Annotated in this window: 23 protein-coding genes; 9 read left to right on the forward strand and 14 right to left on the reverse strand. The window is 66.5% G+C overall.

Translation table 11 applies throughout. The features are described 5' to 3' along the window. Positions 1–71: 71 nt before the first annotated feature. Together AC4ELH_RS20100 and AC4ELH_RS20105 are read right to left on the reverse strand one after the other, a co-directional pair. Positions 72–2,927: an MMPL/RND family transporter gene (locus AC4ELH_RS20100; protein ID WP_064878083.1), complete on the reverse strand. Its 2,856-nt coding sequence runs from the start codon at positions 2,925–2,927 to the stop codon at positions 72–74. A gap of 141 nt (positions 2,928–3,068) precedes the next feature. Next, positions 3,069–5,003 carry an ABC transporter ATP-binding protein/permease gene (locus AC4ELH_RS20105; RefSeq protein ID WP_498886260.1) on the reverse strand — a complete coding sequence of 645 codons (1,935 nt, stop codon included), beginning with the start codon at positions 5,001–5,003 and terminating at the stop codon, positions 3,069–3,071. Positions 5,004–5,145: 142 nt separating this feature from the next. On the opposite strand from AC4ELH_RS20105, the gene AC4ELH_RS20110 reads away from it, so the two are divergent. The 4 genes from AC4ELH_RS20110 to AC4ELH_RS20125 all read left to right on the forward strand — a co-directional run bounded on the left by AC4ELH_RS20110 (position 5,146) and on the right by AC4ELH_RS20125 (position 9,536). After that, the gene (locus tag AC4ELH_RS20110; protein ID WP_498886262.1) at positions 5,146–6,099 is read left to right on the forward strand and encodes a hypothetical protein; all 954 of its coding nucleotides are present in this window, start codon (positions 5,146–5,148) and stop codon (positions 6,097–6,099) included. A gap of 243 nt (positions 6,100–6,342) precedes the next feature. After that, positions 6,343–6,576, forward strand: coding sequence for a zinc ribbon domain-containing protein (locus AC4ELH_RS20115; RefSeq protein WP_498886264.1), 234 nt, complete (start codon positions 6,343–6,345; stop codon positions 6,574–6,576). Positions 6,577–6,595: 19 nt separating this feature from the next. Next, entirely contained in the window at positions 6,596–7,852 is a 1,257-nt protein-coding gene (gene fmdA, locus AC4ELH_RS20120) for a formamidase (protein ID WP_498886266.1), read from the forward strand. Between the two features lie 100 nt (positions 7,853–7,952). Beyond that, entirely contained in the window at positions 7,953–9,536 is a 1,584-nt protein-coding gene (locus tag AC4ELH_RS20125; RefSeq protein WP_498886268.1) for a serine/threonine-protein kinase, read from the forward strand. On the opposite strand, the gene AC4ELH_RS20130 is transcribed toward AC4ELH_RS20125, so the two are convergent. Further along, positions 9,485–11,098, reverse strand: a complete 1,614-nt coding sequence (locus AC4ELH_RS20130; protein ID WP_498886270.1) for an adenylate/guanylate cyclase domain-containing protein — start codon at positions 11,096–11,098, stop codon at positions 9,485–9,487. The genes AC4ELH_RS20125 and AC4ELH_RS20130 overlap by 52 nt on opposite strands. Before the next feature lie 153 nt (positions 11,099–11,251). Between AC4ELH_RS20130 and AC4ELH_RS20135 the strand changes: the two genes are divergently transcribed. Continuing rightward, entirely contained in the window at positions 11,252–12,079 is an 828-nt protein-coding gene (locus tag AC4ELH_RS20135) for a universal stress protein (protein ID WP_498886272.1), read from the forward strand. Positions 12,080–12,092: 13 nt separating this feature from the next. On the opposite strand, the gene AC4ELH_RS20140 is transcribed toward AC4ELH_RS20135, so the two are convergent. From AC4ELH_RS20140 to AC4ELH_RS20165, 6 genes are all read right to left on the reverse strand, one after another. Further along, the gene (locus tag AC4ELH_RS20140) at positions 12,093–12,833 is read right to left on the reverse strand and encodes an SDR family NAD(P)-dependent oxidoreductase (protein ID WP_498886274.1); all 741 of its coding nucleotides are present in this window, start codon (positions 12,831–12,833) and stop codon (positions 12,093–12,095) included. A gap of 3 nt (positions 12,834–12,836) precedes the next feature. Beyond that, a complete protein-coding gene (locus AC4ELH_RS20145; protein ID WP_498886276.1) occupies positions 12,837–14,411 on the reverse strand; it encodes a dipeptide ABC transporter ATP-binding protein in 1,575 nt (524 codons plus the stop codon). Further along, positions 14,408–15,289, reverse strand: a complete 882-nt coding sequence (locus tag AC4ELH_RS20150) for an ABC transporter permease (RefSeq protein ID WP_064960896.1) — start codon at positions 15,287–15,289, stop codon at positions 14,408–14,410. The genes AC4ELH_RS20145 and AC4ELH_RS20150 overlap by 4 nt, the downstream gene beginning before the upstream one ends. Further along, a complete protein-coding gene (locus AC4ELH_RS20155; RefSeq protein ID WP_448443360.1) occupies positions 15,286–16,272 on the reverse strand; it encodes an ABC transporter permease in 987 nt (328 codons plus the stop codon). The genes AC4ELH_RS20150 and AC4ELH_RS20155 overlap by 4 nt, the downstream gene beginning before the upstream one ends. After that, the gene (locus AC4ELH_RS20160; protein WP_498886387.1) at positions 16,269–17,744 is read right to left on the reverse strand and encodes an ABC transporter substrate-binding protein; all 1,476 of its coding nucleotides are present in this window, start codon (positions 17,742–17,744) and stop codon (positions 16,269–16,271) included. Before AC4ELH_RS20160 ends, AC4ELH_RS20155 begins: the two co-directional genes overlap by 4 nt. A 62-nt stretch (positions 17,745–17,806) precedes the next feature. Beyond that, complete coding sequence (locus AC4ELH_RS20165) at positions 17,807–17,935, reverse strand: hypothetical protein (protein ID WP_264010623.1); 129 nt, start codon at positions 17,933–17,935, stop codon at positions 17,807–17,809. 5 nt (positions 17,936–17,940) lie between these two features. On the opposite strand from AC4ELH_RS20165, the gene AC4ELH_RS20170 reads away from it, so the two are divergent. Together AC4ELH_RS20170 and AC4ELH_RS20175 are read left to right on the forward strand one after the other, a co-directional pair. Continuing rightward, positions 17,941–18,480, forward strand: coding sequence for a hypothetical protein (locus tag AC4ELH_RS20170; protein WP_082941463.1), 540 nt, complete (start codon positions 17,941–17,943; stop codon positions 18,478–18,480). Beyond that, entirely contained in the window at positions 18,477–19,556 is a 1,080-nt protein-coding gene (locus tag AC4ELH_RS20175; protein ID WP_064878068.1) for a glycoside hydrolase family 183 protein, read from the forward strand. Before AC4ELH_RS20170 ends, AC4ELH_RS20175 begins: the two co-directional genes overlap by 4 nt. Before the next feature lie 4 nt (positions 19,557–19,560). Here AC4ELH_RS20175 and AC4ELH_RS20180 read toward each other — a convergent pair whose 3' ends face one another. Then, the gene (locus tag AC4ELH_RS20180; RefSeq protein WP_448443358.1) at positions 19,561–20,307 is read right to left on the reverse strand and encodes an SDR family oxidoreductase; all 747 of its coding nucleotides are present in this window, start codon (positions 20,305–20,307) and stop codon (positions 19,561–19,563) included. 171 nt (positions 20,308–20,478) lie between these two features. Between AC4ELH_RS20180 and AC4ELH_RS20185 the strand changes: the two genes are divergently transcribed. Then, positions 20,479–21,552 carry an NAD(P)H-dependent amine dehydrogenase family protein gene (locus AC4ELH_RS20185; protein WP_448443356.1) on the forward strand — a complete coding sequence of 358 codons (1,074 nt, stop codon included), beginning with the start codon at positions 20,479–20,481 and terminating at the stop codon, positions 21,550–21,552. A gap of 63 nt (positions 21,553–21,615) precedes the next feature. Beyond that, positions 21,616–23,448: an Hsp70 family protein gene (locus AC4ELH_RS20190; protein ID WP_448443354.1), complete on the forward strand. Its 1,833-nt coding sequence runs from the start codon at positions 21,616–21,618 to the stop codon at positions 23,446–23,448. Positions 23,449–23,451: 3 nt separating this feature from the next. Here the strand turns inward: AC4ELH_RS20190 and AC4ELH_RS20195 are convergent, their stop codons facing one another. From AC4ELH_RS20195 to AC4ELH_RS20210, 4 genes are all read right to left on the reverse strand, one after another. Continuing rightward, positions 23,452–23,985, reverse strand: coding sequence for a thermonuclease family protein (locus AC4ELH_RS20195; protein ID WP_448443352.1), 534 nt, complete (start codon positions 23,983–23,985; stop codon positions 23,452–23,454). Positions 23,986–23,991: 6 nt separating this feature from the next. After that, entirely contained in the window at positions 23,992–24,192 is a 201-nt protein-coding gene (locus tag AC4ELH_RS20200) for an excalibur calcium-binding domain-containing protein (protein WP_448443350.1), read from the reverse strand. 163 nt (positions 24,193–24,355) lie between these two features. Then, positions 24,356–25,000, reverse strand: a complete 645-nt coding sequence (locus tag AC4ELH_RS20205; RefSeq protein ID WP_448443348.1) for a TetR/AcrR family transcriptional regulator — start codon at positions 24,998–25,000, stop codon at positions 24,356–24,358. Continuing rightward, the gene (locus tag AC4ELH_RS20210; RefSeq protein WP_498886281.1) at positions 24,997–25,824 is read right to left on the reverse strand and encodes an SDR family NAD(P)-dependent oxidoreductase; all 828 of its coding nucleotides are present in this window, start codon (positions 25,822–25,824) and stop codon (positions 24,997–24,999) included. The genes AC4ELH_RS20205 and AC4ELH_RS20210 overlap by 4 nt, the downstream gene beginning before the upstream one ends. Positions 25,825–25,929 lie beyond the last annotated feature (105 nt).

Genomic DNA, 25,929 nt, shown 5'->3' on the forward strand with positions numbered 1-25,929 from the left:
CCCTTGTTTGTGAGGGCCTGAGTGGTCCCGATGTCTCTGACACTACGCGGCGCGCAGGGCCACCGGTGCCATCAACGGTTCGACCGCTCCATCGCGCGCGCCACCACACCGCGCGCCGGGCGCTGACGCACCAGCTGCGGCCACCAGAACCACTTGCCCATCAGTGCGGCGATCGACGGGGTCATGAACGAGCGGATCACCAGGGTGTCGAACAACAGACCCAGACCGATCGTCGAGCCCACCTGGGCGACCACGATCATCTCGCTGACCACCATCGACATCATGGTGAATGCGAACACCAGCCCGGCCGCGGTCACCACCGATCCGCTGCCGCCCATGGCCCGGATGATGCCGGTGTTGATACCGGCAGGCAGCTCTTCTTTGAGCCTTGCCACCAACAGCAGGTTGTAGTCCGCGCCGACGGCCAGCAGCACGATCACCGCCATCGCCATCACCATGAAGTGCAGTTCGATCCCGATCAGGTGTTGCCACACCAGGATTGACAATCCGAACGAGGTTCCCAGCGAAATCAGCACCGTGCCGACGATCACCGCGGCAGCCACCAGGCTGCGGGTGATGATCAGCATGATGATGAAGATCAGGCAGATCGCCGAGATCCCGGCGATGATCAGGTCGTAGTTGTTGCCTTCCTGCATGTCCTTGAAGGCCGACGCGGTACCGCCCATGTAGATCTTGGAGCCCTCGAACGGCGTGTTCTTCATGGCCTCCTTGGCGGCCAGTTTTATGTCGTCGATGATCTCGATGCCCTCTGGCGTCAGCGGATCACCCTCGTGAGAGATGATGAAGCGCACCGCTTTTCCGTCGGGTGAGATGAAGCTCTTCATGCCGCGCTTGAAGTCGGCGTTGTTGAAGGTTTCCGGCGGCAAGTAGAAGGTGTCGTCGTTCTTGGCGTCGTTGAACGCCGTGCCCATGGCGGTCTGGTTTTCCTGCATCGCGGCCATCTGATCCTGCAGACCCTTCTGGGTCTGATACATGGTCAGCATCATGGTCTTCATGGTCCGCATGGTCTCGATCTGCGGCCGCATCATCGTCGCCATCTGTGGCATCAGGGCATCGAGTCGGTGCATGTCCGGCATGAGTTCCTGGATGCTGTCCGTCAGGGCGTCCACCCCGTCGAGGCCGTCGAACACCGACCGCATCGACCAGCAGACCGGGATGTTGGAGCAGTGCGGCTCCCAGTAGAGGTAATTGCGCAGCGGGCGCAGGAAGTCGTCGAAATCGGAGATGTGGTCCCGCAATTCCTTGACGTCGACGACCATCGTGTCCATCTTGCCGACCATGTTGTGCGTGATGGAGCTCATCTCCTCCATCAGCGCGATCATCTGATCCATCGTGTTGATGGTCTTCTGCATCTCGTCGGCCTGCAGCAGCATGTCGTCGGCGCGGTCGGTGAGGTACTTGCGGTTCATGGTCTGCATGACCCCGCCCATGCTCATCTGGGCCGGGATGGTGCTGAACTCCAGCGGCTCACCCTGAGGGCGGGTGATGGCCTGCACACTGCCGACCCCCGGTACCTCGAAGACGCGCTTGGCGATCCGGTCGATCACCAGGAAGTCCGCCGAATTGCGGACGTCGTGGTCGGTTTCGATGAGCAGCAACTCGGGGTTCATCTTGGCCGCCGAGAAGTGCCGGTCGGCCGCGGCGAAGCCCTCCTGCGCGGGCAGATCGGTGGGCAGGTAGTTGCGGTCGTTGTAGTTGGTCCGGTAGCCCGGCAGCGTGAGCAGACCGACCAGCGACAGCAGGATGGTGCCCAGTAACACCGGCCCGGGCCAGCGCACCACGAAGGCGCCCAGGCGTCGCCAGAAGCGGATCCGCATGGCGCGTTTGGGTTCGAGCACCTTGCGGAACCGGCTGGCCACGGAGATGACCGCCGGCCCCAGCGTGAGTGCGGCAAAAACCGTGACCGTCATGCCGACGGCCATCGGAATGCCCAGGGTCTGGAAATAGGGGAGCCGGGTGAAATGCAGGCACAATGTCGCGCCGGCGATGGTCATACCGGAACCGAGCACCACATGGGCGGTGCCGTGGAACATCGTGTAATACGCCTGTTCTCGGTCCTCGCCGACGGCCCGGGCCTCCTGATATCGCCCGATCAGGAAGATCGCGTAATCAGTGGATGCGGCGATCGCGAGGGTGACCAGAAGCTGCGTGGCGAAGGTCGAAAGGCCGATCAATTCGTGATAGCCCAGGAACGCCACCACGGCGCGGGCCGCCGACAGCTCGATCACCACCATTGCCAGCACCAGGATCACCGTGACGATCGACCGGTAGACGAGTAGCAGCATCGTGATGATGACCGCGAAGGTGACGCCCTCGATGATCTTGACGCTGCGGTCGCCGGAGATCTGTTGATCGGCGGCCAGGGCGGTGGGCCCGGTGACGTACACCTTGAGCCCGGGCGGCGGCGACAGTCCGGCGATGAGCTTCTGGACGGCCTCCACCGATTCGTTGGCCAGCGCCTCACCCATGTTGCCGGCCAGGTACACCTGCACGTAGGTGGCCTTGCCGTCGTTGCTCTGCGCGCCTGCCTCGGTCAGCGGGTCGCCCCAGAAGTCCTGGACGTGCTCGACGTGCTTCTTGTCGGCCTCGAGCCGGTCGACCATGTCGTTGTAGAACCGGTGCGCGTCGTCGTTGAGCTTGGCCCCGTCCCCCTGGGCCTCCAGCACGATCATCGCCGAGCTGTCGGAATGGAACTCGTCGAACACCGTGCCGACGCGTTTCATCGCGATCACCGACGGCGCGTCGCTGGGGCTCATCGACACCGAGCGCATCTGGCCCACCACCTCGAGCGGTGGGACGGTGGCGCTCAGATACGCCAGGAGCGCGATCCAGCCGACAATCACCGGAATGGCGAATCGACGGATCCATCGAGCGATCCCCGTGTGGGGAGCTCTGGAATCGGCCATCAGGAACCCTTGGTGGTCGGTGGGGAGGACACGATGCAGCGGTCGGGCATTGTGTGAAGGCTTACCTTACTACGCGGTGTCGTTCCCACCGTCTTACCAGACGCGCTACGGCGACAGGCGGCCAGCTTTCGTCACCAGGCGCTACACGCCGACCGGTTCGGTCTCGTCGACTGGGCCCAGCCGCCACTTTCCCTCGCCGAGCAGTTCCAGGTGGGTGTTGTGGTGGCGGTGGACCGTGGAGCGGTGGGTGACGCTGACCAGCACGGTGTCGGGTAGTTCGCGGCGGACCAGGCTGTAGATCATGAACTCCAGCGGTTCGTCGAGCGCCGAGGTCGCCTCGTCGAGGAACGCCACCTTGGGTTTGGTCAGCAGCACCCGGGCGAACGCGACCCGTTGCTGTTCGCCGGGGGAGAGCACCTTGGCCCAGTCGGCGTCCTCGTCGAGCCGGTCGACGTAGCGCGGCAGCGCGACCGCGAGCAGGGCATCGCGCAGCGCCGTATCGGGCAGCGCCCCGGGCTGCTGCGGATAGGACACCACGGTCCGCAGATCACCCAGCGGGATGTAGGGCACCTGCGACAGATACAGCGTCTCGTTGTCGCCCTGCGGACACCGCACCGCCCCGGACGCGTACGGCCACAGCTGGGCGATGCTGCGCAGCAGCGTGGTCTTGCCGGTGCCGGACTTGCCGGTGATGATCAGGGCCTCGCCGGCGGCCAGCGACAGGTTCAGGTCGTCGATCAACTGCTCGCCCGCCGGGTTGCGCACCTCGACGTCGTCCAGTTCGACCAGGCTGTCGGTGTCCGCGGCGAGCCCCGCGACGTCCAGCTTGGGCAGCTCGCGGCTCTGCTTGTCGGCGGTGACCAACCCGTGCAGGCGGATGATCGACGCGCGGTAACCGGCGAAGGTGTCATAGGAATTGCGGAAGAACGACAACGCGTCCTGGATGGCGCCGAACGCGGCCACCGACTGGTTGACCGTGCCGAGCTGGATCTGGCCGGCGAACAGTCGCGGAGCCTGCAGCATCCACGGCAGCGGAATGATGATGTGGTTCATCGACAGGTTCCATCCGGTGAAGGCCATGGTCCGGTTGATGAAGTGCTTGTAGTTGGTGACGACGGCGGTGAAGCGTTCGCGCAGTTGTGACCGCTCGGCCCTCTCCCCGCGGTACAGCGCCACCGATTCGGCCGCGTCGCGCAGGCGCACCAGCGCGTAACGGAATGCGGCATTGAACTTCTCGTTGTTGAACGACAGCCGGATCAGCGGGCGACCGAGGGCGAAGGCGACCACCGTGGCGAACGCGACGTAGACGAACACCGACCAGAACATCGCCCGCGGTATCTCGACCCCGAACAGCGAGAGGTCACCGGAGAGGTTCCACAGGATCGAGGTGAACGAGACGACGGAGACGATCGACGAGATGGCGCCGAACGGCAGTGTGCCGTTGCTGGTCTGGTGCGGGGTGTTGGGCTGCGGACCCGACAACGCGGTGAATACGTCGATGTCGGACTGGATGCGCTGATCCGGGTTGTCGATGGTCTGGTCGATGAACCGGGACCGGTAGTAGGCGCGGCCGTCGAGCCAGTCACCGGTGAGCCGATCGGTCAGCCACGCACGCCAGGCCAGCATGAAGCGCTGCGTCATGAAGAGGTCGATCAGAACCCGGGTGACCAGGATCGCGGCCAGCCCCATGAACGTCGCCAGCGCGATCCAGAAGCCGCGGATCCCGGAGTCCCTGACCTGGTCGTTGCCGGTGGCCAAACCTTCGACGGCGACCTGGGCCGAGGTGAACAGGTCGTTGCCCTGATAGCTGAACAACACCGACAGGCGCACGCCGATGATGACCGACAGCAACATCGCGGCCAGGATCAGCCAGGGCTTGATGCTGTGGCGTCCGGTGAAGTATGCGCCGGTGACGGCCCAGAACTGCCGCCCCCAGGTGGTGAACCGGGCGAGCAGGGTCAGGACCGCCAGAGTGCAAATCGCGGTGATGGTCCAGGCCTGGGCCAGCCACCACAGCGAGTGCAGGGGTTCGGCGCTCCAGTCGATCGACGGCGAGAACGGTTTCAGATCGCTCACTGGGGCCTCTTCCGGTCTGCCGACGCGTGTGCGTGAAGCTACCGCAGTCGGTGGGTCCGGGCTCATGGCAACACTCGCGTAACCCGGCGCGTTCGCCATCGTGGCAAGAGCGATGCATCGGCTGTCACTGTAATTTGTCGATATGGCGACGTCGGCGGAACACCAGTTCGTGACGGCTGCTTTCATCGAATGCGCGGAGTCACTGTCGAAGTCGGAATTGTTCACGTACGCAGAGGCCGATCGAAGTAGATTCGATTTTGCCGCCGTACTCACGCAGGATCATTCCCGGCTATTGGTCGGACAGACTCTCACGCATCATGCGGCGGGCATCGACAAGGATCTGGCATCGCTCCTGCTGGACACGACCGGGCAGATTCCCGTGTATCTGTACCCACTTGAAGCCCGAAATGAAGGCCGCGTCCGGGAGTTTCTTCACAGTGCGCAACCACGCTTGGGCGACCGTGTCGAGCTTCTGCGGTTGATACGCTACCCGGTATTCGATGCCGACAATGAGTCGGAACGAAAGTTGGTGCAGGACAACATTCATCGTCAGGTACGAGATGATCTAGTACTCAACGTGTTGTTCGGCAGAATCGCGGCAGTCGACATAGAAATTCTCCTGCAAGGAACCGGGATACCAGGGCTGCTGCTGGCAGCACTGAACGCAATCGCGACAACAGGATTCTTAAACTTTCCCGCCCTTGGACGATCGGTCGGTGCGAACCCGTCGACACTCCGACCGCGCGTTCAGTCCTTGTTGGCGGCGGGCATGCTCGATCAAGCAGTCGATGGGTCGTACTCTCGTGCCACTCAACGTGGCCGCGTCGTGTTGCGCATCGCTCGCCTTTTGCTGCGAGGCCCAGTGATCGGACCCGAGTTGGCCTTCATTCTCGACCGACTCGGTCTCTCGGACAGCACCCGACTCCCAGCACTGGTATCGGATCGTCGGGATCCCGCCGACTTCGGCCCCGCGGCCAAGCGCGCCCGGTTCATCGGTGAGGCATCGGCCGCACACGAACAATTCGGATCCGATTTGGGTGTCGCATTTCTATTCGACGATCCATATGCGCGCGACATGAACTGGGTGGGTCGATAGCGCCCCTGCCGTGGGAGAGCGCTCTGGCACAGCGTGGAACTTGGGTCCAGACCGCGTGGCCTTCGAGCGTTAAAAGGTCCAAACTTTGGGGCTCTATTGCCGAAGTGGCGCGCCAACAGCGGGGTTCGTCGGTAGTGTGACCGTTGTCGACAGAGCAGCTCCCGGCAACATAAAGGAAACCTGTTGGTTCTCTACGAATTTCGCTGTGCGTCCGGTTGCGGCGTGACGAAAAAGATGTATTCGATGAGCGCACGTCCCGACGTCATCGACTGCCCCGACTGCCGGGGACCGGCGCGCCGAACCATCGCGGCACCGAACCTCGGCCACGGCGGCTCGACCGCCATGGCGCTTCAGGACTCGACACGCGCGTCGGCGGACCGTCCCACGGTGGTCACCGGACGACCGGCACCCGGCCAGTCCGCACGGCGACAGAACATCACCACCAACCCGCTACATCAGAAGTTGCCCCGTCCCTGAAGTCTTCGAAGGAGGATCAATGCCTGAAGTCGTATTCCCACTCGACTCGACCAAGAAGTTCACCGATCAGGAAAAGCTGGGCCACAACCGGTGGCACCCTGACATCCCGGCCGCGGTGACGGTCAAACAGGGCGACTCTTTCCGGGTCCACTGTCGCGAGTGGTTCGACGGCGCGATCGTCAACGACGATTCGGCCGACGACATCCTCAACGCCCCGCTGACCACAGTGCATGTGCTCTCCGGCCCGATCGCGGTCGAGGGCGCCAAGCCCGGCGACCTGCTGATCGTCGACATCCTCGACGTCGGTCCGATCCCGCAGGAGGACTCCGGGCCGCTCGCGGGCCAGGGCTGGGGCTACACGGGCATTTTTCCCAAGCTCAACGGCGGCGGGTTCCTGACCGATCAGTTCCCGGACGCCTACAAGGCGATCTGGGACTTCTCCGGCCAGAAGGCCACCTCACGCCACGTGCCGCACGTGGAGTTCACCGGCATCGTGCATCCCGGGCTCATGGGGACCGCGCCCTCGACCGGGCTGCTGGGGAAGTGGAACACCCGCGAGGCCGCACTGATCGCGACGGATCCCGACCGGGTGCCGCCGCTGGCCCTGCCGCCGGAACCGCGCGACGCGATTCTGGGCGGGCTGACCGGCGACGCCTTCACGAAGGCGGCCGCTGAGGCTGCCCGCACCGCGCCGCCGCGGGAGAACGGCGGCAACCAGGACATCAAGAACCTCACCAAGGGCAGCCGGGTGTTCTATCCGGTGTACGTCGACGGGGCGAACCTCTCGGTGGGTGACCTGCATTTCTCGCAGGGCGACGGTGAGATCACCTTCTGCGGTGCCATCGAGATGGGCGGCTTCATCGACCTGCGCGTCGACGTGATCCCGGGCGGCATGGAGACGTACGGGGTGAGCGAGAACGCCATATTCATGCCGGGCAACACTGATCCGCAGTACTCCGAATGGATCGCGTTCTCGGGTACCTCGGTCACTCTCGACGGTGAGCAGCGCTACCTGGACTCGCACCTGTCCTACCAGCGGGCCTGCCTGCACGCGATCGAATATCTGACGAAATTCGGCTACAGCCCCGAGCAGGCCTACCTGCTGTTGGGTGCCGCACCCATCGAGGGGCGGCTGTCCGGCGTCGTCGACATCCCGAATGCCTGTGCGACGGTGTACATCCCGACAGCCATCTTCGATTTCCCGGTAGCCCCGTCGGCTTCGGGGCCGACGAAGATCGACCCTGGTATGGGAGCGCCGCACTCGTCGTTCGGCTGACGGCGCACGTATATCCTCGTCACCGGACCCCGATGCGCCGCGCCGGTGCGACACGGTCGGCGGACCGCTGACAGTCGGGGAGGGCTGAAAGGATCGTGCAATGACGCCGCCCCCTGGTGCCTCGCGCCTCGGCACCCGGTTCGGACCGTATGAGCTGAAATCGCTGATCGGTGTCGGTGGAATGGGCGAGGTGTACCGCGCCTACGACACGGTCAAGGAACGCACGGTGGCGGTCAAGCTGCTACGCACCGAGATCGCCGCCGACGCGAGCTTTCAGGAGCGGTTTCGGCGGGAGTCCCGCGTGGCGGCCCGGCTACAGGAACCCCACGTCATCCCCGTACACGATTTCGGAGAGATCGACGGCGTCCTGTACATCGACATGCGCCTCGTCGAGGGCGCCAGCGTCAAGGAACTGCTGCGGTCGGGCGGCCCGCTCACCCCGGAACGCGCCACTGCCATCGTCACGCAGGTGGCCGCCGCGCTGGACGCCGCGCACGCCGACGGCCTGGTGCACCGCGACATCAAGCCGGAGAACGTACTGCTCACCCCCGACGACTTCGCCTATCTGGTGGACTTCGGCATCGCCCACGTCGGGGGTGAGGCCAGCGTCACCATGACGGGCGTGCTGATCGGATCGAGCGCCTACATGGCGCCCGAGAGATTCTCCGGCGGCCCCGTCGGACCGGCCGCCGACGTCTATGCGCTGACCTGCCTGCTCTACGAGATGATGATCGGCAGGCCGCCGTACGAGGCCGGTGATCTGCGCCAGCTGATGAGCGCCCACATGTTCTCCCCGGCCCCCCGGCCCAGCATCATGCGTCGCGGCATCCCGCGGGCATTCGACGAACTCGTCGCCAAAGGCATGGCCAAGGACGCGGTCGACCGCTATCCCAGTGCCGGCGAACTGGCCAAAGCCGCCCGCGTTGCCACCACATCCGGTGCCTCGGCGGCACCTCCGCCACCACCACCGGTACCGCCCGCTCCTGCTCCCGCGCCACCACCGCTGCCGTCACCGACGCCGTCCCCTCCAGCACCGACACAGTCACATCCGCCGGGCACCCGAGAGTTCTCGTCGATCTACCCGAACCCGGATCACACCGGCTTCACGCCGTACCCGCCGGTGCCGCCCGCACCTCAAGCGCCGCAGCCTCCGGCCCGCAAGCCGCGGTTCAGCCGCACCCAGCTGAGCTTGATCGTGGCGTCCGTGGGGTTGCTCGGGATCGCCGCCGTGCTGGCCGCAGTGTTGGCGAGCGGCGGCGACAGCTCCTCCACACACGAGACGCTGACCGCACCGACCCCACCGAACGCCACGTCCGAGGCGCCGACGACGACCACCACCACGGCCGCCTCGGCGACCGCCAACGTCAGCGGCACCGACGACCAGGGCTTCATCGATCACACCGCGCGCTGCGTCGAGGGGACCACCCCGGCCGCCGTGATTCGAACCGCGTCGTCGCTGGCGGTCATCTGCCAAAGTGGCCCCGATTCCTTCTCCTACCGCGGTGAGCGGCTCAGCGACGGCGCCAATCTTCAGATCCCCACGGCCGAGCGCTCCGGCAACGGATTCGTGGCCACCAATCCCGCCGATGGTGCCCGCTACGAGGTCGGGCCCGACGGACTCACCATCAGCAGCTACGGCCACGTTGATTCGTCAGAACCGCCACTGGAGTACGGCGAGCGCTGACACGCCGGGGCGTACACGGCCACCGGGTTGGTCTTGCCCTTGAGAGCCAACCCGGGACGAGCCTCGAAACGCCCTTGGTCCCTGGTGAGTTGGCTCAACGTGGCACCCGTGAGCAGCACGGTGTCGCCGGTCTGGCGGGTCGCGGTCTCCACTCGGGAGGCGATGTTCACCGCATCACCTATCACGGAGAACTCCAAACGTCCTGCGCCACCGACATTTCCGGCTACCACCGGCCCGGAGTTCAGTCCCACGCCCACCGACAGCGTGCCGCTGAACTCGTCGTGCACGGCGGCGGCGATCTGCAGCGCCGCACCCAGGGCGTCGTCAGCGTGCCGGTCCTGGTGCCGGGGCGCACCGAAAACGGCCATCAGGCCGTCGCCCGCGTACTTGTCCACATGGCCGCCGTGATCGTGCACGATCGGGACGATTCGCTCGAACAGTCGGTTGAGCGTCGTGACCACCTCGGTGGGCTGCAACTGCTCGGCAAGCGTGGTGAATCCGCGGACGTCGACGAACATCAGCGTGACGTCCACCTCCTGGGCTTCCACCGATCCGGCAGCACACAGAATGTGTTCGGCCACATCGCGATCCACATAGGTGCCGAAGGTATGACGGATTCGCTCGCGTTCGGCCAGGCCCGCCGTCATCGTGTTGAAACCGGCCTGCAGGCGCCCGATCTCGCTGGCGTCGTCGACCTCGACCCGCGCACCGAAATCGCCGGCCTGCACCTGGGCCAGGGCCCGGCGCAGCGCGGTGACCCGTTCGGTGACCGAGCGGATGGCGATCAGGATCGCGAACAGCCCGACCACGATCGCCACCGCCACCAGGATCAGGATCGCCGCGAACGTGCGTTGGGCGCGGAAACCGACGTCGGCCAGATAGCCCACCGCCAAGACCGCCACACCGAACAACGGAACCCCGGTCGCCAACAGCCAGGCCATCATCAGCCTGCGCCCGATCGTCGGTCCGAACCGTCGGTCCGGGGTGGCGCCGTCGAGGGCACGAGCCGACACCGGCCGCATGACCCGCTCGACGATCAGATACCAGACCGCGCTCGTCGAGATACCGCCCAGCGCCACCACACTGAAGATGTACACCGCAGTGGACACCTGCTGACTGAGCGCCAGCGACCCGAAGATCACCGCGCCCACACCCCACACCGCAGCCGACAGTCGCACCGCCTCCCCGGAGGCGCCCAGCGTCATCCGCTGCTCCTTCGGGGTGGGCGCACGGCCCTCGCTGAGCCAGGCGGTGCCTGCGGCGAACCGGTGGCGCCGGACCCGCATCATCACCGGGACCGCGACGGCCAGGAACACGATCAGTACGGTGCCGCCGCGCATCAGCAGGCGTTGGGTGTCGGCCGGGCTCAACACGATGGGAGCAGCGAAGGCCAGGAAGGCGCCGACTATCCCGCCGCCACCGGCGCCGACCACGGCCGCACTGCGCACCCAGCGCTTGAAGGTCTGATCCCGAAGTTCGGCCCCGGCGTCGCGGTGGATGACGTCGGAGGCGACAGCGACGGGTGCCCTGAGGTGGGCCAGGCCGTTCACGGTGACGTCCATGAGCTGAGCTTGCGCGCGTAACCAGAACGGCCGATAGCGTAGTCGGCTACCTGCTTCCCGGTCGGCGTGCAAACCCGATGGGTACTCCCACAGCCCTCTAGTCTGGGATCGGAGGCACGAACCGGACCGCACGAACGGAGCAAGGGGACCCACATGAAGGTAGTGCTCGGGTATGACGGGTCGCTGGCGGCCAACGCGGCGATCAACAGCGGCGCTGCGCTGTTCCCGGCAGCCGATGCGGTGGTCGTCTATCTGTGCACGCCACCGTTCGGCAGCAAGGGACTGCGGGCCCGGCTGCGGCACTCGGCACGCAATGTCGACGAGCTGATCGATCTTGTCGACAGTGAAAGCGAAGGTGAGGCCGCGCGACTGGTCGACACCGGCGTGATCCTCGCCCGGGCCGCCGGCTGGAATCCGGAGGCGTTGGTCAAGCGGACCTGGGCCGGAGAGGGCCTCGGACTGGCGCAGGTGGCCGAACAACTCGAACCCGACGTGCTGATCGTCGGCGCCCGCGGCGCAGGCGCGAGCGACTCGAAGCTGGGCAGCGTCTCGGATCTGGTGGTACACCACGCCCCCCGCGCGGTGCTCGTGGTGTCACAGAACATGATCTCGGCCGAATACGAGGCGGTGGCCGACGGGCCGGTCGTGGTCGGAGTCGACGGCTCAAAGGGATCCGACCGGGCGCTTGCCGCCGCCGGCGCGCTGTTCCCCGACCGCGAGGTGGTCTCGGTCGGGGTGGACGACGGTGGCGCGGTCGACGTGGCTGCCGCCCAACCTGGGCACCGCGTGCCCAGGTTCCGCGGATCAGGCGCCGGCGCCACGGCAGACGCGCTCGTGGCGTTTGCCGAGGACCAACGGGCCGCTGTCGTGGTCGTCGGCTCGCGCGGGCGATCGGCGCTGAAGAAGGTGCTGTTGGGCAGTGTGGCTGCGGCGACGCTGCAGCGCACGTACCGGCCGGTGCTGGTGGTGCCGGGCGGTTAGGAGTCTTAACTGCTCATCCGGCTGTCTTGCCCGCGTCGACGATGTAGACCGCACCGTGCACGGCGGCCGCGTCGTCACTGGCCAGGAACGCGATGGTCTTGGCGACATCGGCCACGTCCATCATTCCGCGGGGCGCAGCGATTCTCATGATGAGATTCCAGTCCGCGTCCTCCGGGGCGGCGAACTCGGTGGTCTGGGGAGTGAGCATGCCGCCCGGGCACACCGCGTTGACGCGGAGGCGCTCCGAGGTGAACTCAATGGCCAGGGCGCGGGTGAGTCCGACGAGTCCGTGCTTGGCGGCGCAATACCCCGCCGAGTAGACCTCACCTTCGATGCCCGCGATGGACGCGACATTGACGATGTTGCCGCCGGCCTCCAGCAGATGTGGCAGCGCCGCCCGGCACAGGAAGAACGGGCCGTTCAGGTTCACCGCGAGATCCTTGTCCCAGTCCTCGTCGGTCACCGACATCGTGTGGCGCATCTGGTGGAATCCCGCGACGTTGATCAGTGCGTCGAGACGGCCGAACTTCTCGACGCACTGGGCCACCGCGTCCCGGCAGGCTTCCGACGAGGAGATGTCCACCGATGCGTACGCCCCTCCGCGCACATCCTCGAACACCGTGGCCATCCGTTCGGCATCGCGGGCGACCCCGAACACCTTCGCGCCGCGCGCGGCGAACAACTGGGCCACTGCCGCGCCGAGTCCCGATGAGGCACCGGTGACGAGCGCGACCTTTCCATCCAGAGCAGTCATGGCTCACACCTTCTCACGCGGCCTGGCCGGCGGAACCGCGGCCAGCAGGGTCCGGGTGTAGGAGTGCTGCGGCGCCCTGAACAACTCGGCGGCCGGGCCGTACTCGACCACCTCGCCGGCCCGCATCACCAGCACGTCGTGGCACATCCGGTGCACCACCGCCAGGTCGTGCGCGATGAACAGATAGGTCAGACCCAGCTCACGCTGCAGCTCGGACAACAGGTCGAGCACCCGTGACTGCACCGACACATCCAGCGATGCGGTGGACTCGTCGAGGATGAGCACCTCGGGCTCGGTGGCCAGCGCTCGGGCGATGCTGACCCGCTGGCGCTGCCCACCGGACAGCTCGTGCGGATATCGGGACGCGAAATCTGTTGGTAGTCCGACGAGTTCGAGGAGTTCTGCCACCTGTGCGGCGCGGGCCCGCCGCCCTGCCGCCAACCGGTGCACCCGCAGCGGCTCACCGATCGCTGAGCTCACCCGGGCCCGCGGATCGAGTGAGGCGAACGGGTCCTGGAACACCAGGCTGATCCTTCGGCGCAACTCGCGCCCGCCGGCCAGAATGTCGTCGCCGGCCAGCGTCGCCGTGCCCGCCGACGGTGCGGCCAGCCCGGTCAGTGCAGCGGCCACTGTCGATTTGCCCGAGCCCGATTCGCCCACGATCCCCAGCGTCGTCGCCCGGCGGATCTCGAACGATATGTCCTTGACCGCCTGCACCGCGCCGTAGTGCACCTCAAGTCCCTTGATCTGCAACAGAACCGGTGTGTCGTCGGCGGCCGGATCGGGTCCGGGGCCGTCCACCAGGGGACGGGCGGCCAACAACTCACGGGTGTAGGCGTGCTGTGGATGATCGAATACATCGAGGATCGGCGCCTGCTCGACAGCTTCGCCGTCACGCAGCACCGTCACCTCATCGGCCACCTGACCGATCACCCCGAGATCGTGGCTGATCCACACCACCGCGGTGCCGAAATCCCGCTGCAGATCCGCCACCAGTTCGATGATCTGGGCCTGGGTGGTCACATCGAGGGCGGTCGTGGGTTCGTCAGCGATGAGCAGTTCCGGATCACAGGCCAGGGCGATCGCGATCATCACCCGCTGACGTTGCCCGCCGGACAGCTGATGCGGGTAGGCATCGAGCCGGTCCTGGGGGAGCCCGACGGCATCGAGCAGCTCGCCTGCGCGGACACGGGATTGACGGCGGGTCATCTTACGATGTGTCTCAAGGGTTTCGGTGATCTGACGTTCCAGAGTCAGCAGGGGGTTCAGCGACGTTCCGGGATCCTGGAAGACGAATCCGATCCGGCTTCCGTGCACGGCCCGCAGGGCCCGCGCCGAGGCTCCGACCAATTGCGTGTCACCGGCCAGCGTGCTGCTCCCGGCGACGACTGCCCCCGGTGCGTCCAACAGGCCGGTGGCGGCCAGCACCGTCATCGACTTGCCGGACCCGGATTCGCCGACGATGCCGACCGTCTGCTCACGATGCACGTCGAACGACACACCCCGCACGATCTCGCGGCGGCCGATCGCGACCCGTAGATCGTCGACTTTCAGCACTGGTGAGGTCGGTGAAGTCACTGTCGCCCCGCCCTTCTCGCCTCGATGGACGTTCGTTGCTTGGGGTCGAGGACATCTCTGAGACCGTCGCCGAACAGGTTGAACGCCAGTACCATCACGAAGATCGCCGCACCTGGGAACACTGCCATCCACCAGGCGAGGGTGACGAATCCCTGGGCGTCGAAGATCATCCGGCCCAGCGACGGCTGCGGTGGCTGGATGCCCAATCCCAGGAACGACAGTGCGGCCTCGGCCAGGATCGCGAACGCGAGCGACAGCGAGAGCTGAACGATCAACGGCCCGGCGATATTCGGCAGGATGTGCCGAATCAGGATGTAGCCGTCTCCGGTCCCCATACTCCGCGACACAGCGACGAAGGGTTCCACCCGCACTCCCAGCGCCGACGCCCGGGCCACGCGGGCGAAGATGGGGATGTAGACGATCCCGATGGCCAACATGGTGGTGGTGATACCGGGGCCGAGAACCGCCACGATCGCCAGGGCGAGCAGCAACACCGGAAACGCGAACATCACATCGACGACGCGCATGAACACGGTGTCGATCCAGCCGCCGCGGTAACCGGCGAGGACGCCGATCAGCACGCCGATCACCGCGGCCAGCATCACCGAAACGACCGCGACCCGGAGCGACGCCGCGATCGCCACCAATACCCGCGAGAACACGTCGCGGCCGAGCTCATCGGTGCCGAACCAGTGGGCGGTGCCGGGGCCCTGCAGTGCGCTGGGCACGTCGATGTCGTTGATCCCGTACGGCGCGATCCAGGAGGCGGCGACGGCGACGATCAGCACAGCGAGTAATACCGCGGCGCTGATCGCCGTGACCGGATTGGACAGCAACAGTCGCCACGATGCGACGCGGGAATCCTGGTTTTGGGTCATGACAGCCGAATCCTCGGGTCGACGATCGCATACAGCACATCCACCAGCAGATTGATCAGGAGGAACAGGACCGCGATCAATAGCACCGCTCCCTGGATCACCGGATAATCTCGGGCGGCAACCGAATTGAAGACCAGCCGACCCAGGCCCGGCCAGGCGAACACGACTTCGACGACGATCACCCCACCCAGGATCGTGGCCAACTGGATTCCGGTGATGGTCAACACCGGCAGCAGCGCGTTGCGCACGATGTGGCGGAAGGTTACGACCGGTGGGGGCAACCCCTTCGACCGCGCGGTCCGCACGTATCCCATGGCGGCGACCTCCAGCACCGCCGAGCGCACATACCGGGTCATGATCGCGCCGGCCACCAGGCCCACGGTCAGTCCGGGCAGGATGATGTGGCGCACCCAGCCGCCCGGATCTGCAAGCAGTGGGCGGTATCCCGAGGTGGGCAACCATCCCAGCGTCGAGGCGAAGAGCCCGATCAGCAGGATGCCCAACCAGAAATCCGGGACCGACACGCCGAATTGGCTGGCGACCCGCACGATTCCGTCGCTGAGCCGACCTTCCCTCAGCGCCGAGAAGATCCCGGCGGGCAGCGCGATCACCAGGGCGATGAGGATCCCGACCACGCCGAGGGACAACGTGGCCGGCAGCCGGTCGAGCAGGGTCAGGGTGACCGGGTCACCGTTGCGGAAGCTGACGCCGAGATCGCCGGTCAGCGCGGAGCCGAGATAGGAGAAGAACTGCTCGACGATGGGCCGGTCCATCCCGCTGGCGGCGCGCAGCGCGTCGTAGGCCTGCGGGGTGTAGCGGGTGCCGAGCGCGATCCGGACCGGATCGCCGGGCACCAGATGGACCAAGGCGAATACCACGATCAGCACGCCGATGAGCACCACCGCCGAGTACAGCAGCCGTCGGGCGAGGAACTCCGCGATCGGGTGGTTGGCACGGACCTCGTTGAAAGCTGTCAGATTCACCGGGTTTCACCTCCATCCAGGTCGGCAGTGCGGAACCGGACGGCGCCGTCGCGGCGCACCTGATACCCCGACAGGTTGTTGGCCCAGGCCTGGATCACCGACGGGTTGTACAGGTAGATGTAGCTGGCCTCATCGGCGATCCGGGTTGCGGCCTTGGTGTAGAGGTCTTTTCGCTTGGAGACATCGGTTTCGGTGCGGCCGGCGTCCAGTAGCCGGTCGACTTCGGGGTCGGAGAACTTCTGGGCGTTGCTGGTGCCGTTCGTGTGGTGCTGGGCGTAGTAGAAGTCGTCCGGATCGATGTTTCCCAGCCAGCCCATCATCAACATGTCGAAGTGTCCGGTGTTCTGTTCATCGAGCCACGTGGCGAAGTCCACGGTGCGAATGTTCACCGTGATACCAAGGGGCGCAAGGTTGTCGGCGATGATCTGGGCTGCCGTCACCGTCTCGGGGTACTCGCTGGTCACCAGCATGTCCAGGTCGTGCGGCGTGGCACCGGCTTCGGCGAGGAGCTTTCGCGCTTCTTCGACGGAGTAGCGGTAGCGGTGGTAGTCGGTGAACCACGGGCTGCCCTGCGGGATCGCCAGTTGATTGGTCGCGGCGGTGCGATAACTGGTGGCCGTGGCGATCGCGTCGCGGTCGATGCCGTATGCGATGGCCTGCCGCACCCGCGGGTCGTTCCACGGCGCGCGGGCCTCGTTGAGTGCGAGGTACCAGTAGTCGTTGCCCGGTGTGACGGCCAGTGTCAGCGAATCGTCATCACGCAGCTGGGCGACGCGCTGTGGCGGTACCGAATCCGTCCAGTCGACCTCGCCGGCCTGCAACGCCGACAAGGCCGTCGTCGGCTCGGAGATGAACCGGAACGTCACCCCCGAAATCGGGGGAGGGCCGCCCCAGTAGTGCGGGTTGGCCTTCAGGGTGATGGAGTCACCGCTGCGGCGTCCGGCGAACGAGAACGGACCGGTGCCGACGGGATGGGTTGCGATCTGGCCGCTCTCGACATTGGCCCGCTGCACGATCGCCATGCCCTTGAATCCGCCGAGATTGGTCAGCAGATTTGGCGTGGGCCGGCGGACCGTGATCCGGACGGTCGCGGGATCGAGCGCGGTGACGCCGCTGACGGCGCTGAACTTGTCGACGTTGGTCAGCTGCTCGTCGATGATGCGCCGGTACGAATACACCACGTCGTCGGCGGTCAGCGGGGTGCCGTCGTGCCAGCGGACGCCATCGCGCAGGTGAAAGGTCCAGACCAGTTGGTCGTCGCTGACATCCCAGGACCGGGCGAGTGCGGGACGCATCTGCAGGTTCTCGTCCGGTTCGACCAGCGTGTCGAACACGTTCTCCAGCACCTCGAACGAGAAGTAGGCACTGGTGCGGTGCGGGTCGAGTTGATCGGGTTCCCCCGCGATGGCCGCGATGAGATTGCCCGCCGATTCGTCGCCGAGGTCTACCCGACTGCCGGTGGAACAGGCCATCGAACAGGCGGCCAGCACGAAGGCCAGGACTGCTGCCAACGTTCTCACCGCTGGTCGTGTGGTCACGATTTCTCCAGGATCACCGCGGGCGATCCGCCAGTGCGCTCACCCGCTGGGGCCGTCAGGCAGGTCCAGATTGACGCGTATGGGCCCATACCGGTGACGACGCTGATGAAGACTGCGATACTCACCCATTGTGACCTTCAAGCGCACGGCGGCCGCGACCGCCCTGATGTCGACCCTGGGAATCGGACTCAGCCTGGGGGTTGCAGCTCCTGCACAGGCCGAGCCGCTCATGCAGGGCATCTACAACTACACGCAGGAGGGCATCGCGCACGAGTCCTGGTCGGTCTGGCCGTCCTGTGTCCCGACCGTCGGTGATCTGCGCGAGCCGCTGGAGTTGGCGGTGGCGTGCCGACTGCACGTGGAAACCACCCGCGGCACCAAGGGCGGCGATGCCCGGCTGACGGGCGGACAGTGGGTCTATTCAACTGCGGTGCTCGAGGGCATCAAGTGCTCGGATGGCAGTTGGGCGCCGACCAACGAGACCTACAAATTCGACGACATCGCACTCACCGGCACCCGCAGCGTCGCGAACAACGAAGCCTGTGGCGGCACGTTGGCGCCGGCGATCCACACCTTTCCGTTCAGCTTGAAGTACGACCGGCCGCTGCAGATTCCGGTCGACACCTATCCGCTGAATTGTCAGACCTGGGGCCTGCGCTTGTGCATGTGAGCGGTGCCGTCCCGTTGATCGACGGCAAGGTCGTCGACATCACCGGGCCGGGACGCACCGACCGGTTCGGGGTAACCGCCACCGATCTCGGCGCGTCGATCATCGCCCCCAACGGCAAGTTGGTGTCGGTGTTCGGTGACACGTTCTCCGGCAGCCGCGTCGGGCAGGGCGACTGGCGTTCACCGGTGGTACTGATCGGCACCGGCGACGCCAACCACGAGATCGTCTACGAAACCGCCGGTGGACCTGACCCCGCCTATGCGCGGCAACTGTGGGATTACCTCCATGACGACGAGGCATCCGGATGGCGGCGCGGCGGCATCAGCACCGTGATCCCGTCGGATCTGCTGCGCGTCGGCGACTCGCTGTACCTACACGCGATCGTCAACCATGGCTTCGGCACGGTCATCTGGACCGAGATCTGGCGCTCTGACGACAGCGGGGTGTCCTGGACCCATATGGGGGAGCAGGCGAAGTTCCCGGCAGATCTGCACGATGGTCACGCGCAATGCTGGTCCTGGGACTTCGACCCCCACGATGGTTGGGTATACGTGGTGGCGACCGGATTTCAGCGCGACAAGGGCATCATCCTGATGCGGGTGCGGCCCGACCAGATCGGCCGGCGGTCGCAGTACTCCAGCTGGGGGTTCGTCAACGGGCGCTGGCAGTGGGGAACCCAGGCCACCCCGATCACCCCACCCGACGAGCACTGGGGTGAGCTGACCTTTCGCCGCACCGCCCCCGGTCGATGGGTCCTCGGCGGATTCCTGGCGTCCTCATATGCGTTGGGCTACCGGGTGGTGTCCTCGCCAGTGGCCAACATGTACACCACCCCGGTTCAGACACCGATCACCGGATCGTCGTGGGACGCCGAGGACCAGGCGGACAGCAAGGTCGCCCAGCTGTACGGCGGCTATCTGCTGCCGGGCTCGCGCTTCGGCGTCACCGGCGGTGTCGGGCTGGTGGTCTCGCAGTGGCGCACCGACACCGGATGGCCATACCGCGCAATGCAATTCAAGTCCACGCTGAAGGACACATCCAGGAAACCGCAACGGCCCGACCCGATCAACCTGTGAGCGATCAGGCGGTGAAGCCGCCGTCGACGTTCCAGTTCGCCCCGGTGACGTAGCCTGACTCCGGGCCGGCCAGGAAGCTCACCACGGCGGCGATGTCGCTGGTGTGCCCGTAGCGGCCCAGCGCGGTGGTTTGCCTTACGACATCGGCGAATTCACCTTCGTCGGGATTCAGATCGGTCGCGATCGGACCGGGTTGCACATTGTTGACGGTGATACCTCGGGGTCCGAGATCGCGGGCCAGGGCGCGGGTCAGGGAGGACACCGCGCCCTTGGTCATGGCGTACACGGCGGTCCCACCGGTGGGTACCCGGTCGGCGTTGATGCTGCCGATGTTGATGATCCGGGATCCCTCACCGAGATGGCTGACCGCGCTGCGGATGGCCGAGTACACCCCGCCGATGTTGATGGCGACCAGCCGGTCGAACTGCTCCTGCGGGAAGTCGTCGATCGGTGCCAGGTACGCCGTTCCGGCGTTGTTGACCAATACGTCCAATCCGCCGAGCGCGCCCACCGCCTCTTCGACGGCGCTGGACACCTGCGCTGGATCGGCGCTGTCAGCCTGGATCGCGACGACCTTCGCGCCGTCCGCACTCAACTCGCCGACCAGTTTGTCGGCCTCGGCGGCTGAGGCCCCATAGGTGAAGGCCACCGCGGCACCGTCGGCGGCGAGCCGTCGCACGATTCCCGCGCCGATTCCACGGGATCCGCCGGTCACCAGTGCGCGTCGTCCGGCCAGTGTGTTTGTGCTCATCGGAGTCCCTCTCGTCGTGAGTTCGAAGCTGTGCGAAACCGATCGATTACTAAGGACATGCGGCCGGGCGACATCGATGCCCGGTGTGACTGGTATCACGGCGCGCACATCTGTCGACGGGCTGGCCGGAACCGCCACGGGGAGGTAGGTAGTACACCTAAGGTGAACGCCGTGACGAAACGAGTTGTGGTCTGGGGCACCGGGTTTGTGGGCAGCATGGTGATCGCCGAGATCATGCGGCATCCGCTGTTCGAGCTGGTCGGCGTCGGTGTCAGCAATCCGGAGAAGGTGGGCCGCGACGTCGGCGAGATCTGCGGTCTGGGCGCTCCGATCGGCGTCACCGCCACCGACGACATCGCCGCGCTGATCGCGCTGAAGCCCGATGCGCTGGTCCATTACGGTCCCACGGCGGCCCACGCGGACGTCAACATCGACGTCATCACCCGGTTCCTGCGGGCCGGTATCGACGTCTGTTCGACCGCGATGACCCCGTGGGTGTGGCCCAAGATGCACCTCAACCCGCCCAACTGGATCGAGCCCATCACCGAGGCGTGCGAGGCAGGCGGGGCGTCGTGCTTCACCACCGGAATCGACCCCGGCTTCGCCAACGACCTGTTCCCGATGACCCTGATGGGCCTGTGCTCGGAGGTACGCCAGGTGCGGGCCTCGGAACTGCTCGACTACACCAACTACACGGGCGACTACGAATTCGAGATGGGCATCGGCAGACCGCCTGAGCACCGGGCCCTGCTCGAAACCCCGGACATCCTCATCTTCGCCTGGGGCGCAACGGTTCCGATGATCGCGCACGCCGCGGGGATCGAACTCGACGAGATCACCACCACGTGGGACAAGTGGATCACCCCCGACGAACGCAAGTCCGCCAAGGGCATCATCCCGGCCGGCAACGTCGCTGCGGTGCGGTTCACGATCAACGGTGTATACCGCGGCGAGACCCGGATCCAGCTCGAACACGTCAACCGGATCGGCCTGGACGCCGCACCGGACTGGCCATCCGGAAACGACAACGACGTCTACCGCGTCGACATCGAAGGCACCCCGAGCATCTCCCAGGAGACCGCGTTCCGGTTCACCGACGGTTCCGGTCGCGATGCCGCTGCCGCGGGCTGCCTGGCCACCGGACTGCGCGCGCTCAATGCCGTGCCTGCGGTGAATGAACATTTGCCCGGCTGGGTGACTCCACTGGATCTACCTCTGATTCCTGGGTTTGGCACCATTCGCTAGGTAACGCCCGCCGCGTCAAACGAGATGGAATACCGGATAGGGTCCTTCTCGAAACGGGGTGACATGGCTGACGGGATCGGGTTGTCGATCGGATCGACGAACCTCACAGCGGTAGTGGTGGGCCGCGCCGCGGTGACGCGGTCGCCGGTGCTGACGCTCTTCCCTCACCGGGCTCCCGAAGTGGGGGTACCCAGCGAGAACCCCAACCTGAACGAACGCGGTCTGATTCTCACCGACTTCGTCGAGCGGGTGGGCGACCCGGTCGGGATGCTGGCCCCTGACGGCTCGTCACACCGGGGCGAGGCCGCGCTGGCAGACGCCCTGGCGGCGCTGCTGCGCACGCTGACCGGAGGACGCCCGCCGGCCGATCCGATCGCGGTCACCCACCCCGCGCATTGGCGGCCCAACCAGGTCGAGGCGTTGCGCGCCGAACTCGCCGCCGTCGGCGGCTTCGGAGATCCGGCCCTGGTGCCCGACGCGAAGGCGGCGCTGGTCGCACTGCAGGACAACCCCGGGGTGCCCACGCGCGGTGTGATCGCGGTGTGCGACTTCGGGGGCAGCGGCACCAGCATCACCCTCGCCGACGCCGACCGGGGCTTTCAGCCGATCGCACCGACGATCCGGCACCCCGACCTGTCCGGCGACCTGATCGACCAGGGACTGCTCACCCACGTGGTGAACGACCTGTCGGCGGCCGGAACGATCGACCTGGCCAGCACATCGGCCATCGGGTCCCTGGGCCGCCTGCGCGCCGAGTGCCGGCGGGCCAAGGAGCGCCTGTCCACCGAATCCGTCACGGCACTGGTCGCCGAACTCCCGGGCCATCGCAGCGACGTGCGGCTGAACCGCAACGAACTCGATGACGTGATTGCCCAACCACTGCGTGAGTTCATGTCGGTCCTGCAGGGCGCGATTGAACGCACTGGGCTGCGCCCAGGCGAACTCGTCGCGGTGGCGTCCACGGGCGGCGGCGCCCGGATCCCGGCGATCACGACGACGCTGTCCGAACATCTGCGCGTACCGGTCATCACGGCGGCCCAGCCGGAGCTGACCCCGGCCATCGGCGGTGGTCTCATCGCGGTGCGCGGCACCGTGGAGGACGGGAAGACGGCCATGGCCCCGGCCTCCATCGCAGCGGCCCCGCCGACGCAGGCCGCGGCCCTGGTGGCGCCCGAACCTCCCGCCGCGCCACAGGCGTTGGCCTGGTCCGACGCCGAGAACGTGCCCGACGTCGCGCCGGTCGATGACTACCGGGTCGAAGAGTACGGCGACGACTACGGGGCCGACTTCGATACCGGTTTGGACGCTGCGGGTGGCGGACGGACCACGGCGCGACCGCAACTCGAGTTCGGTGAGCGGGAGCTGACCGAACGCGACGAGATCGCAGCCCGGCCCTGGTATCGGCGGCCGCCCGTGATCCTGGGTGCCGGCGCTGCCGCGGTGTTGGTCGGTGTTGTCGCGGTGTTGGTGAGCATCATGGGGAGTGACGAGCCCACCCGTCCGGCGTCCACCTCCAAGGCGGTGACGTCGAGCACCGCAGCCCCCGATGAGCAGGCGCCCGCAACGCCGGTCGACCAACCGGACAATGACCAGGCGCCGCAGACCGTCATCCGCGAGGCGCCGGCCCCGCACACCGTGACGCAGACGGTGGAGCAGCCGGCCCCCGAGGCGCCGCCGGTGACGGAAAACCCGCCGCCCGCCGAGACACCGCCCCCGCCGACGACCACGGAAGCGCCGCCGACGACCACCGAAGCGCCCGTCACCACCACGCAACCGCCGACCACCACGCAGGCGCCCACCACGACGCACGCACCGTGGAGTCCGACCGCCCCGTATCCGACGATCCCTGGCCTGCCATGGGTGCCGGCACCCGGTGGCGGTCACACCGGCGGCTGAGGCTCAGCGCGGAACCGACTCGGTATTGCCGTCACACGGTGGACCCCACAGGCCGCGATGCGCTTGTCGCGCTTCGTTTTCGGCCGCCGAGATGGCGTCATAGCGGGTGACGGGGCGGTGACCATACACGTAGGCGTGGGCCATCCCGGCCCGCGCGGCCTCCACTGAGTAATCCCAACCGTCGGCGCGGACCAGGTACGCCAGGGTGCGCCCATATCGATCGGTTCTGTCTTGAGTCGGATCGGGCTGAAGTGCCACCCGCTGTCCGACCATGTTCGACCTCGCGAACTCCGTCGCCTCCGGGCCCCAGCAGCCGACGGTGTAGCCGGGCTTCTTGGTCTCAGGCGTGTCGATACCCAGGATTCGCACGCGAAGTCGGCCCCGCACATCGTCGCGAATGTCGATGGTGTCGCCGTCGACCACTCGCAGCACCACTGCTGTCGTGGCGATGGGGTCGGCCGAGGCGGGCAGAGGGGTGATGAGGGCGAACAGGCACACTACGACACCGACAACGCGGATCGCGCTTGTCGATGCCATGACCCGCTAGGACTTCTTCTCGCAGGCGATGCCGTCACCGTCGCTGTCGAGGTGGGAGGCATAGCCGGGATCGTCCGTCGTCATGTTGGACTTGCCGTCCGCGTAGGCGTCTTTGCAGTAACGATACGGCGGGTCGGCCTGTGCCATGGGGGCCACACCGATGGCGCCGCCGATCAAGGCTGCTGCGAGGAGAAAGGCGCGAAACATGGGAACTCCCTTGTGATCTTGAATTGACGGTATCGTAAGTAAGCGCATCGTAGAATGTGCGAGCCCGTCGGAGGGTGCGTTTGCCGGGAAATCTCATCAGTTGCGCCCGGCAAGACTTGCCGACCGGACGCCTATCGACCGAGCGCGAGTGGCGTCGCCCGGATCAGCCTCGCGTGAGCGCGTCGATGGCCGCCGTCGCCTCGGAGGTGTAAGTGATGGAGCGGTCGAGTGTGGCCGCGGTGCGCAACGTAACGGCCAACGCGGCAGCGGCGAGGTCGACGAGGACCTCGATGTCCACGTCGCGGTGGGTGATGCGGTCGATCATCATCTCGTCGAGGAAACCGATCCAACCGTGCATGGCGATGCGCAGGCCAGGCGCGACGGGCTCGGCGATACCCAGGGCCGACAGGATGCGTTGAGCTCCCGACCATCGGAGGTGTTCGACGGCCGACTGATGTTCGGGATCGGCGCCCAGCGCCCCACGCAGCAGCGCGACGAAACTGCCCGAGTACGAATCGATGTGGGTGATATGGCTGCGCAGGGCATGGCGTAACTGATCTGCCAGGCTCGCACCCGGCGGTGCGGCGGCGGTCTGAACCGCAGCGATCTCCTCGGCGATCTCGTTCATCACCGCCAGATACAGGCCACGCTTGTTGGTGAAGTGGTGGGCGATCAAGCCGTAGGCCACACCGGCGTCCTTGGCGACCTGTGCCGTGGTGACCTGATCGTAGGGCCGTGTCGCGAAAAGTCTCCGGGCCGCATCGATGATGAGCTGATGCCGATCGGTCGACTTGGCTTGCGTGTTCACCGAATTGGCCCGGCCAGTGCGCCGCGGGTATCGACCCGCCGGCCGCCCACTGTGGCGAGCATCCGACCCAAGGCTGGAACCTCCAGGGGGATAAGCGAATAGCGTGGATGGACGACCCGGCGGGCGCCGCGCTCGAGCCCGCGGACGATGGCCGCTGCGGTGGACGCGGGCGCCACCGGCGGCAACGTCGGTGGCGGGGTGGTCTTCCACGGCAGCTCGTCGATGTCGCGCAGCGCTGTGTCGGTCGCACCGGGCACCACCTCCACCACCCGGATGCCGGTCCCGGCCAGCTCTAGCCGCAGCGACTTCGTCGCCTGGGCCAGAGCGGCTTTGGATGCGGAGTAATAACCGAGCAGGGGGAGTGGCACGGCCTGAACGGTAGAGGTGACGTTGACGATCACACCGGAATCGGCCGCGCGCATGGCCGGCAGCAGTGCGGAGGTGAGCGCCAGCGGGGACCAGACATTGACCTCGAAGACGGCGCGGGCGGCGGCCGAGTCAGCCACGAGCGATTGCGCTCCGGTCAAGTTGGTGCCGGCATTGTTGACCGCGATGTCCACCCCGCCGAGCGCATCCAGGGCCCGGCGGCCGAGTTCGACTGCGGAACCGGGGATGGCCAGATCGACGGGGAGTACGGCGGGGCGGGGCACTCCCGTGCCCGCAATCTCGTCGGCGAGGTCGTCGAGCAGATCCTTGCGGCGGGCCGCGAGCGCCAGCGTCGCGCCCCGCTGCGCCAGGGCCAGCGCCAGCTCGCGTCCGATCCCGCTCGATGCGCCGGTGATCACAGCCTTCGTGCCGGAAAGGTGGATTCCGCGGTGTCGCATGGTCTGGCTCCGCTCAGCCCGTGGGGATGTCGACCCGATGTGGACGATGTAGACCCACGGTGCCAGACTGACTGATAATCAGTCAAGGTCTGGTAGTGGCATCCC

Source organism: Mycobacterium shunyiense, assembly GCF_058270075.1.

Excerpts from the sequence above, each read along its gene's own strand:
- AC4ELH_RS20100 (WP_064878083.1), bottom strand. The coding sequence starts at position 2,927 with ATGGCCGATTCCAGAGCTCCCCACACGGGGATCGCTCGATGGATCCGT.
- AC4ELH_RS20110 (WP_498886262.1), top strand. The coding sequence starts at position 5,146 with ATGGCGACGTCGGCGGAACACCAGTTCGTGACGGCTGCTTTCATCGAA.
- AC4ELH_RS20115 (WP_498886264.1), top strand. The coding sequence starts at position 6,343 with ATGAGCGCACGTCCCGACGTCATCGACTGCCCCGACTGCCGGGGACCG.
- fmdA (WP_498886266.1), top strand. The coding sequence starts at position 6,596 with ATGCCTGAAGTCGTATTCCCACTCGACTCGACCAAGAAGTTCACCGAT.
- AC4ELH_RS20125 (WP_498886268.1), top strand. The coding sequence starts at position 7,953 with ATGACGCCGCCCCCTGGTGCCTCGCGCCTCGGCACCCGGTTCGGACCG.
- AC4ELH_RS20130 (WP_498886270.1), bottom strand. The coding sequence starts at position 11,098 with ATGGACGTCACCGTGAACGGCCTGGCCCACCTCAGGGCACCCGTCGCT.
- AC4ELH_RS20135 (WP_498886272.1), top strand. The coding sequence starts at position 11,252 with ATGAAGGTAGTGCTCGGGTATGACGGGTCGCTGGCGGCCAACGCGGCG.
- AC4ELH_RS20140 (WP_498886274.1), bottom strand. The coding sequence starts at position 12,833 with ATGACTGCTCTGGATGGAAAGGTCGCGCTCGTCACCGGTGCCTCATCG.
- AC4ELH_RS20150 (WP_064960896.1), bottom strand. The coding sequence starts at position 15,289 with ATGACCCAAAACCAGGATTCCCGCGTCGCATCGTGGCGACTGTTGCTG.
- AC4ELH_RS20160 (WP_498886387.1), bottom strand. The coding sequence starts at position 17,744 with ATGGCCTGTTCCACCGGCAGTCGGGTAGACCTCGGCGACGAATCGGCG.
- AC4ELH_RS20180 (WP_448443358.1), bottom strand. The coding sequence starts at position 20,307 with ATGAGCACAAACACACTGGCCGGACGACGCGCACTGGTGACCGGCGGA.
- AC4ELH_RS20190 (WP_448443354.1), top strand. The coding sequence starts at position 21,616 with ATGGCTGACGGGATCGGGTTGTCGATCGGATCGACGAACCTCACAGCG.
- AC4ELH_RS20195 (WP_448443352.1), bottom strand. The coding sequence starts at position 23,985 with ATGGCATCGACAAGCGCGATCCGCGTTGTCGGTGTCGTAGTGTGCCTG.
- AC4ELH_RS20200 (WP_448443350.1), bottom strand. The coding sequence starts at position 24,192 with ATGTTTCGCGCCTTTCTCCTCGCAGCAGCCTTGATCGGCGGCGCCATC.
- AC4ELH_RS20210 (WP_498886281.1), bottom strand. The coding sequence starts at position 25,824 with ATGCGACACCGCGGAATCCACCTTTCCGGCACGAAGGCTGTGATCACC.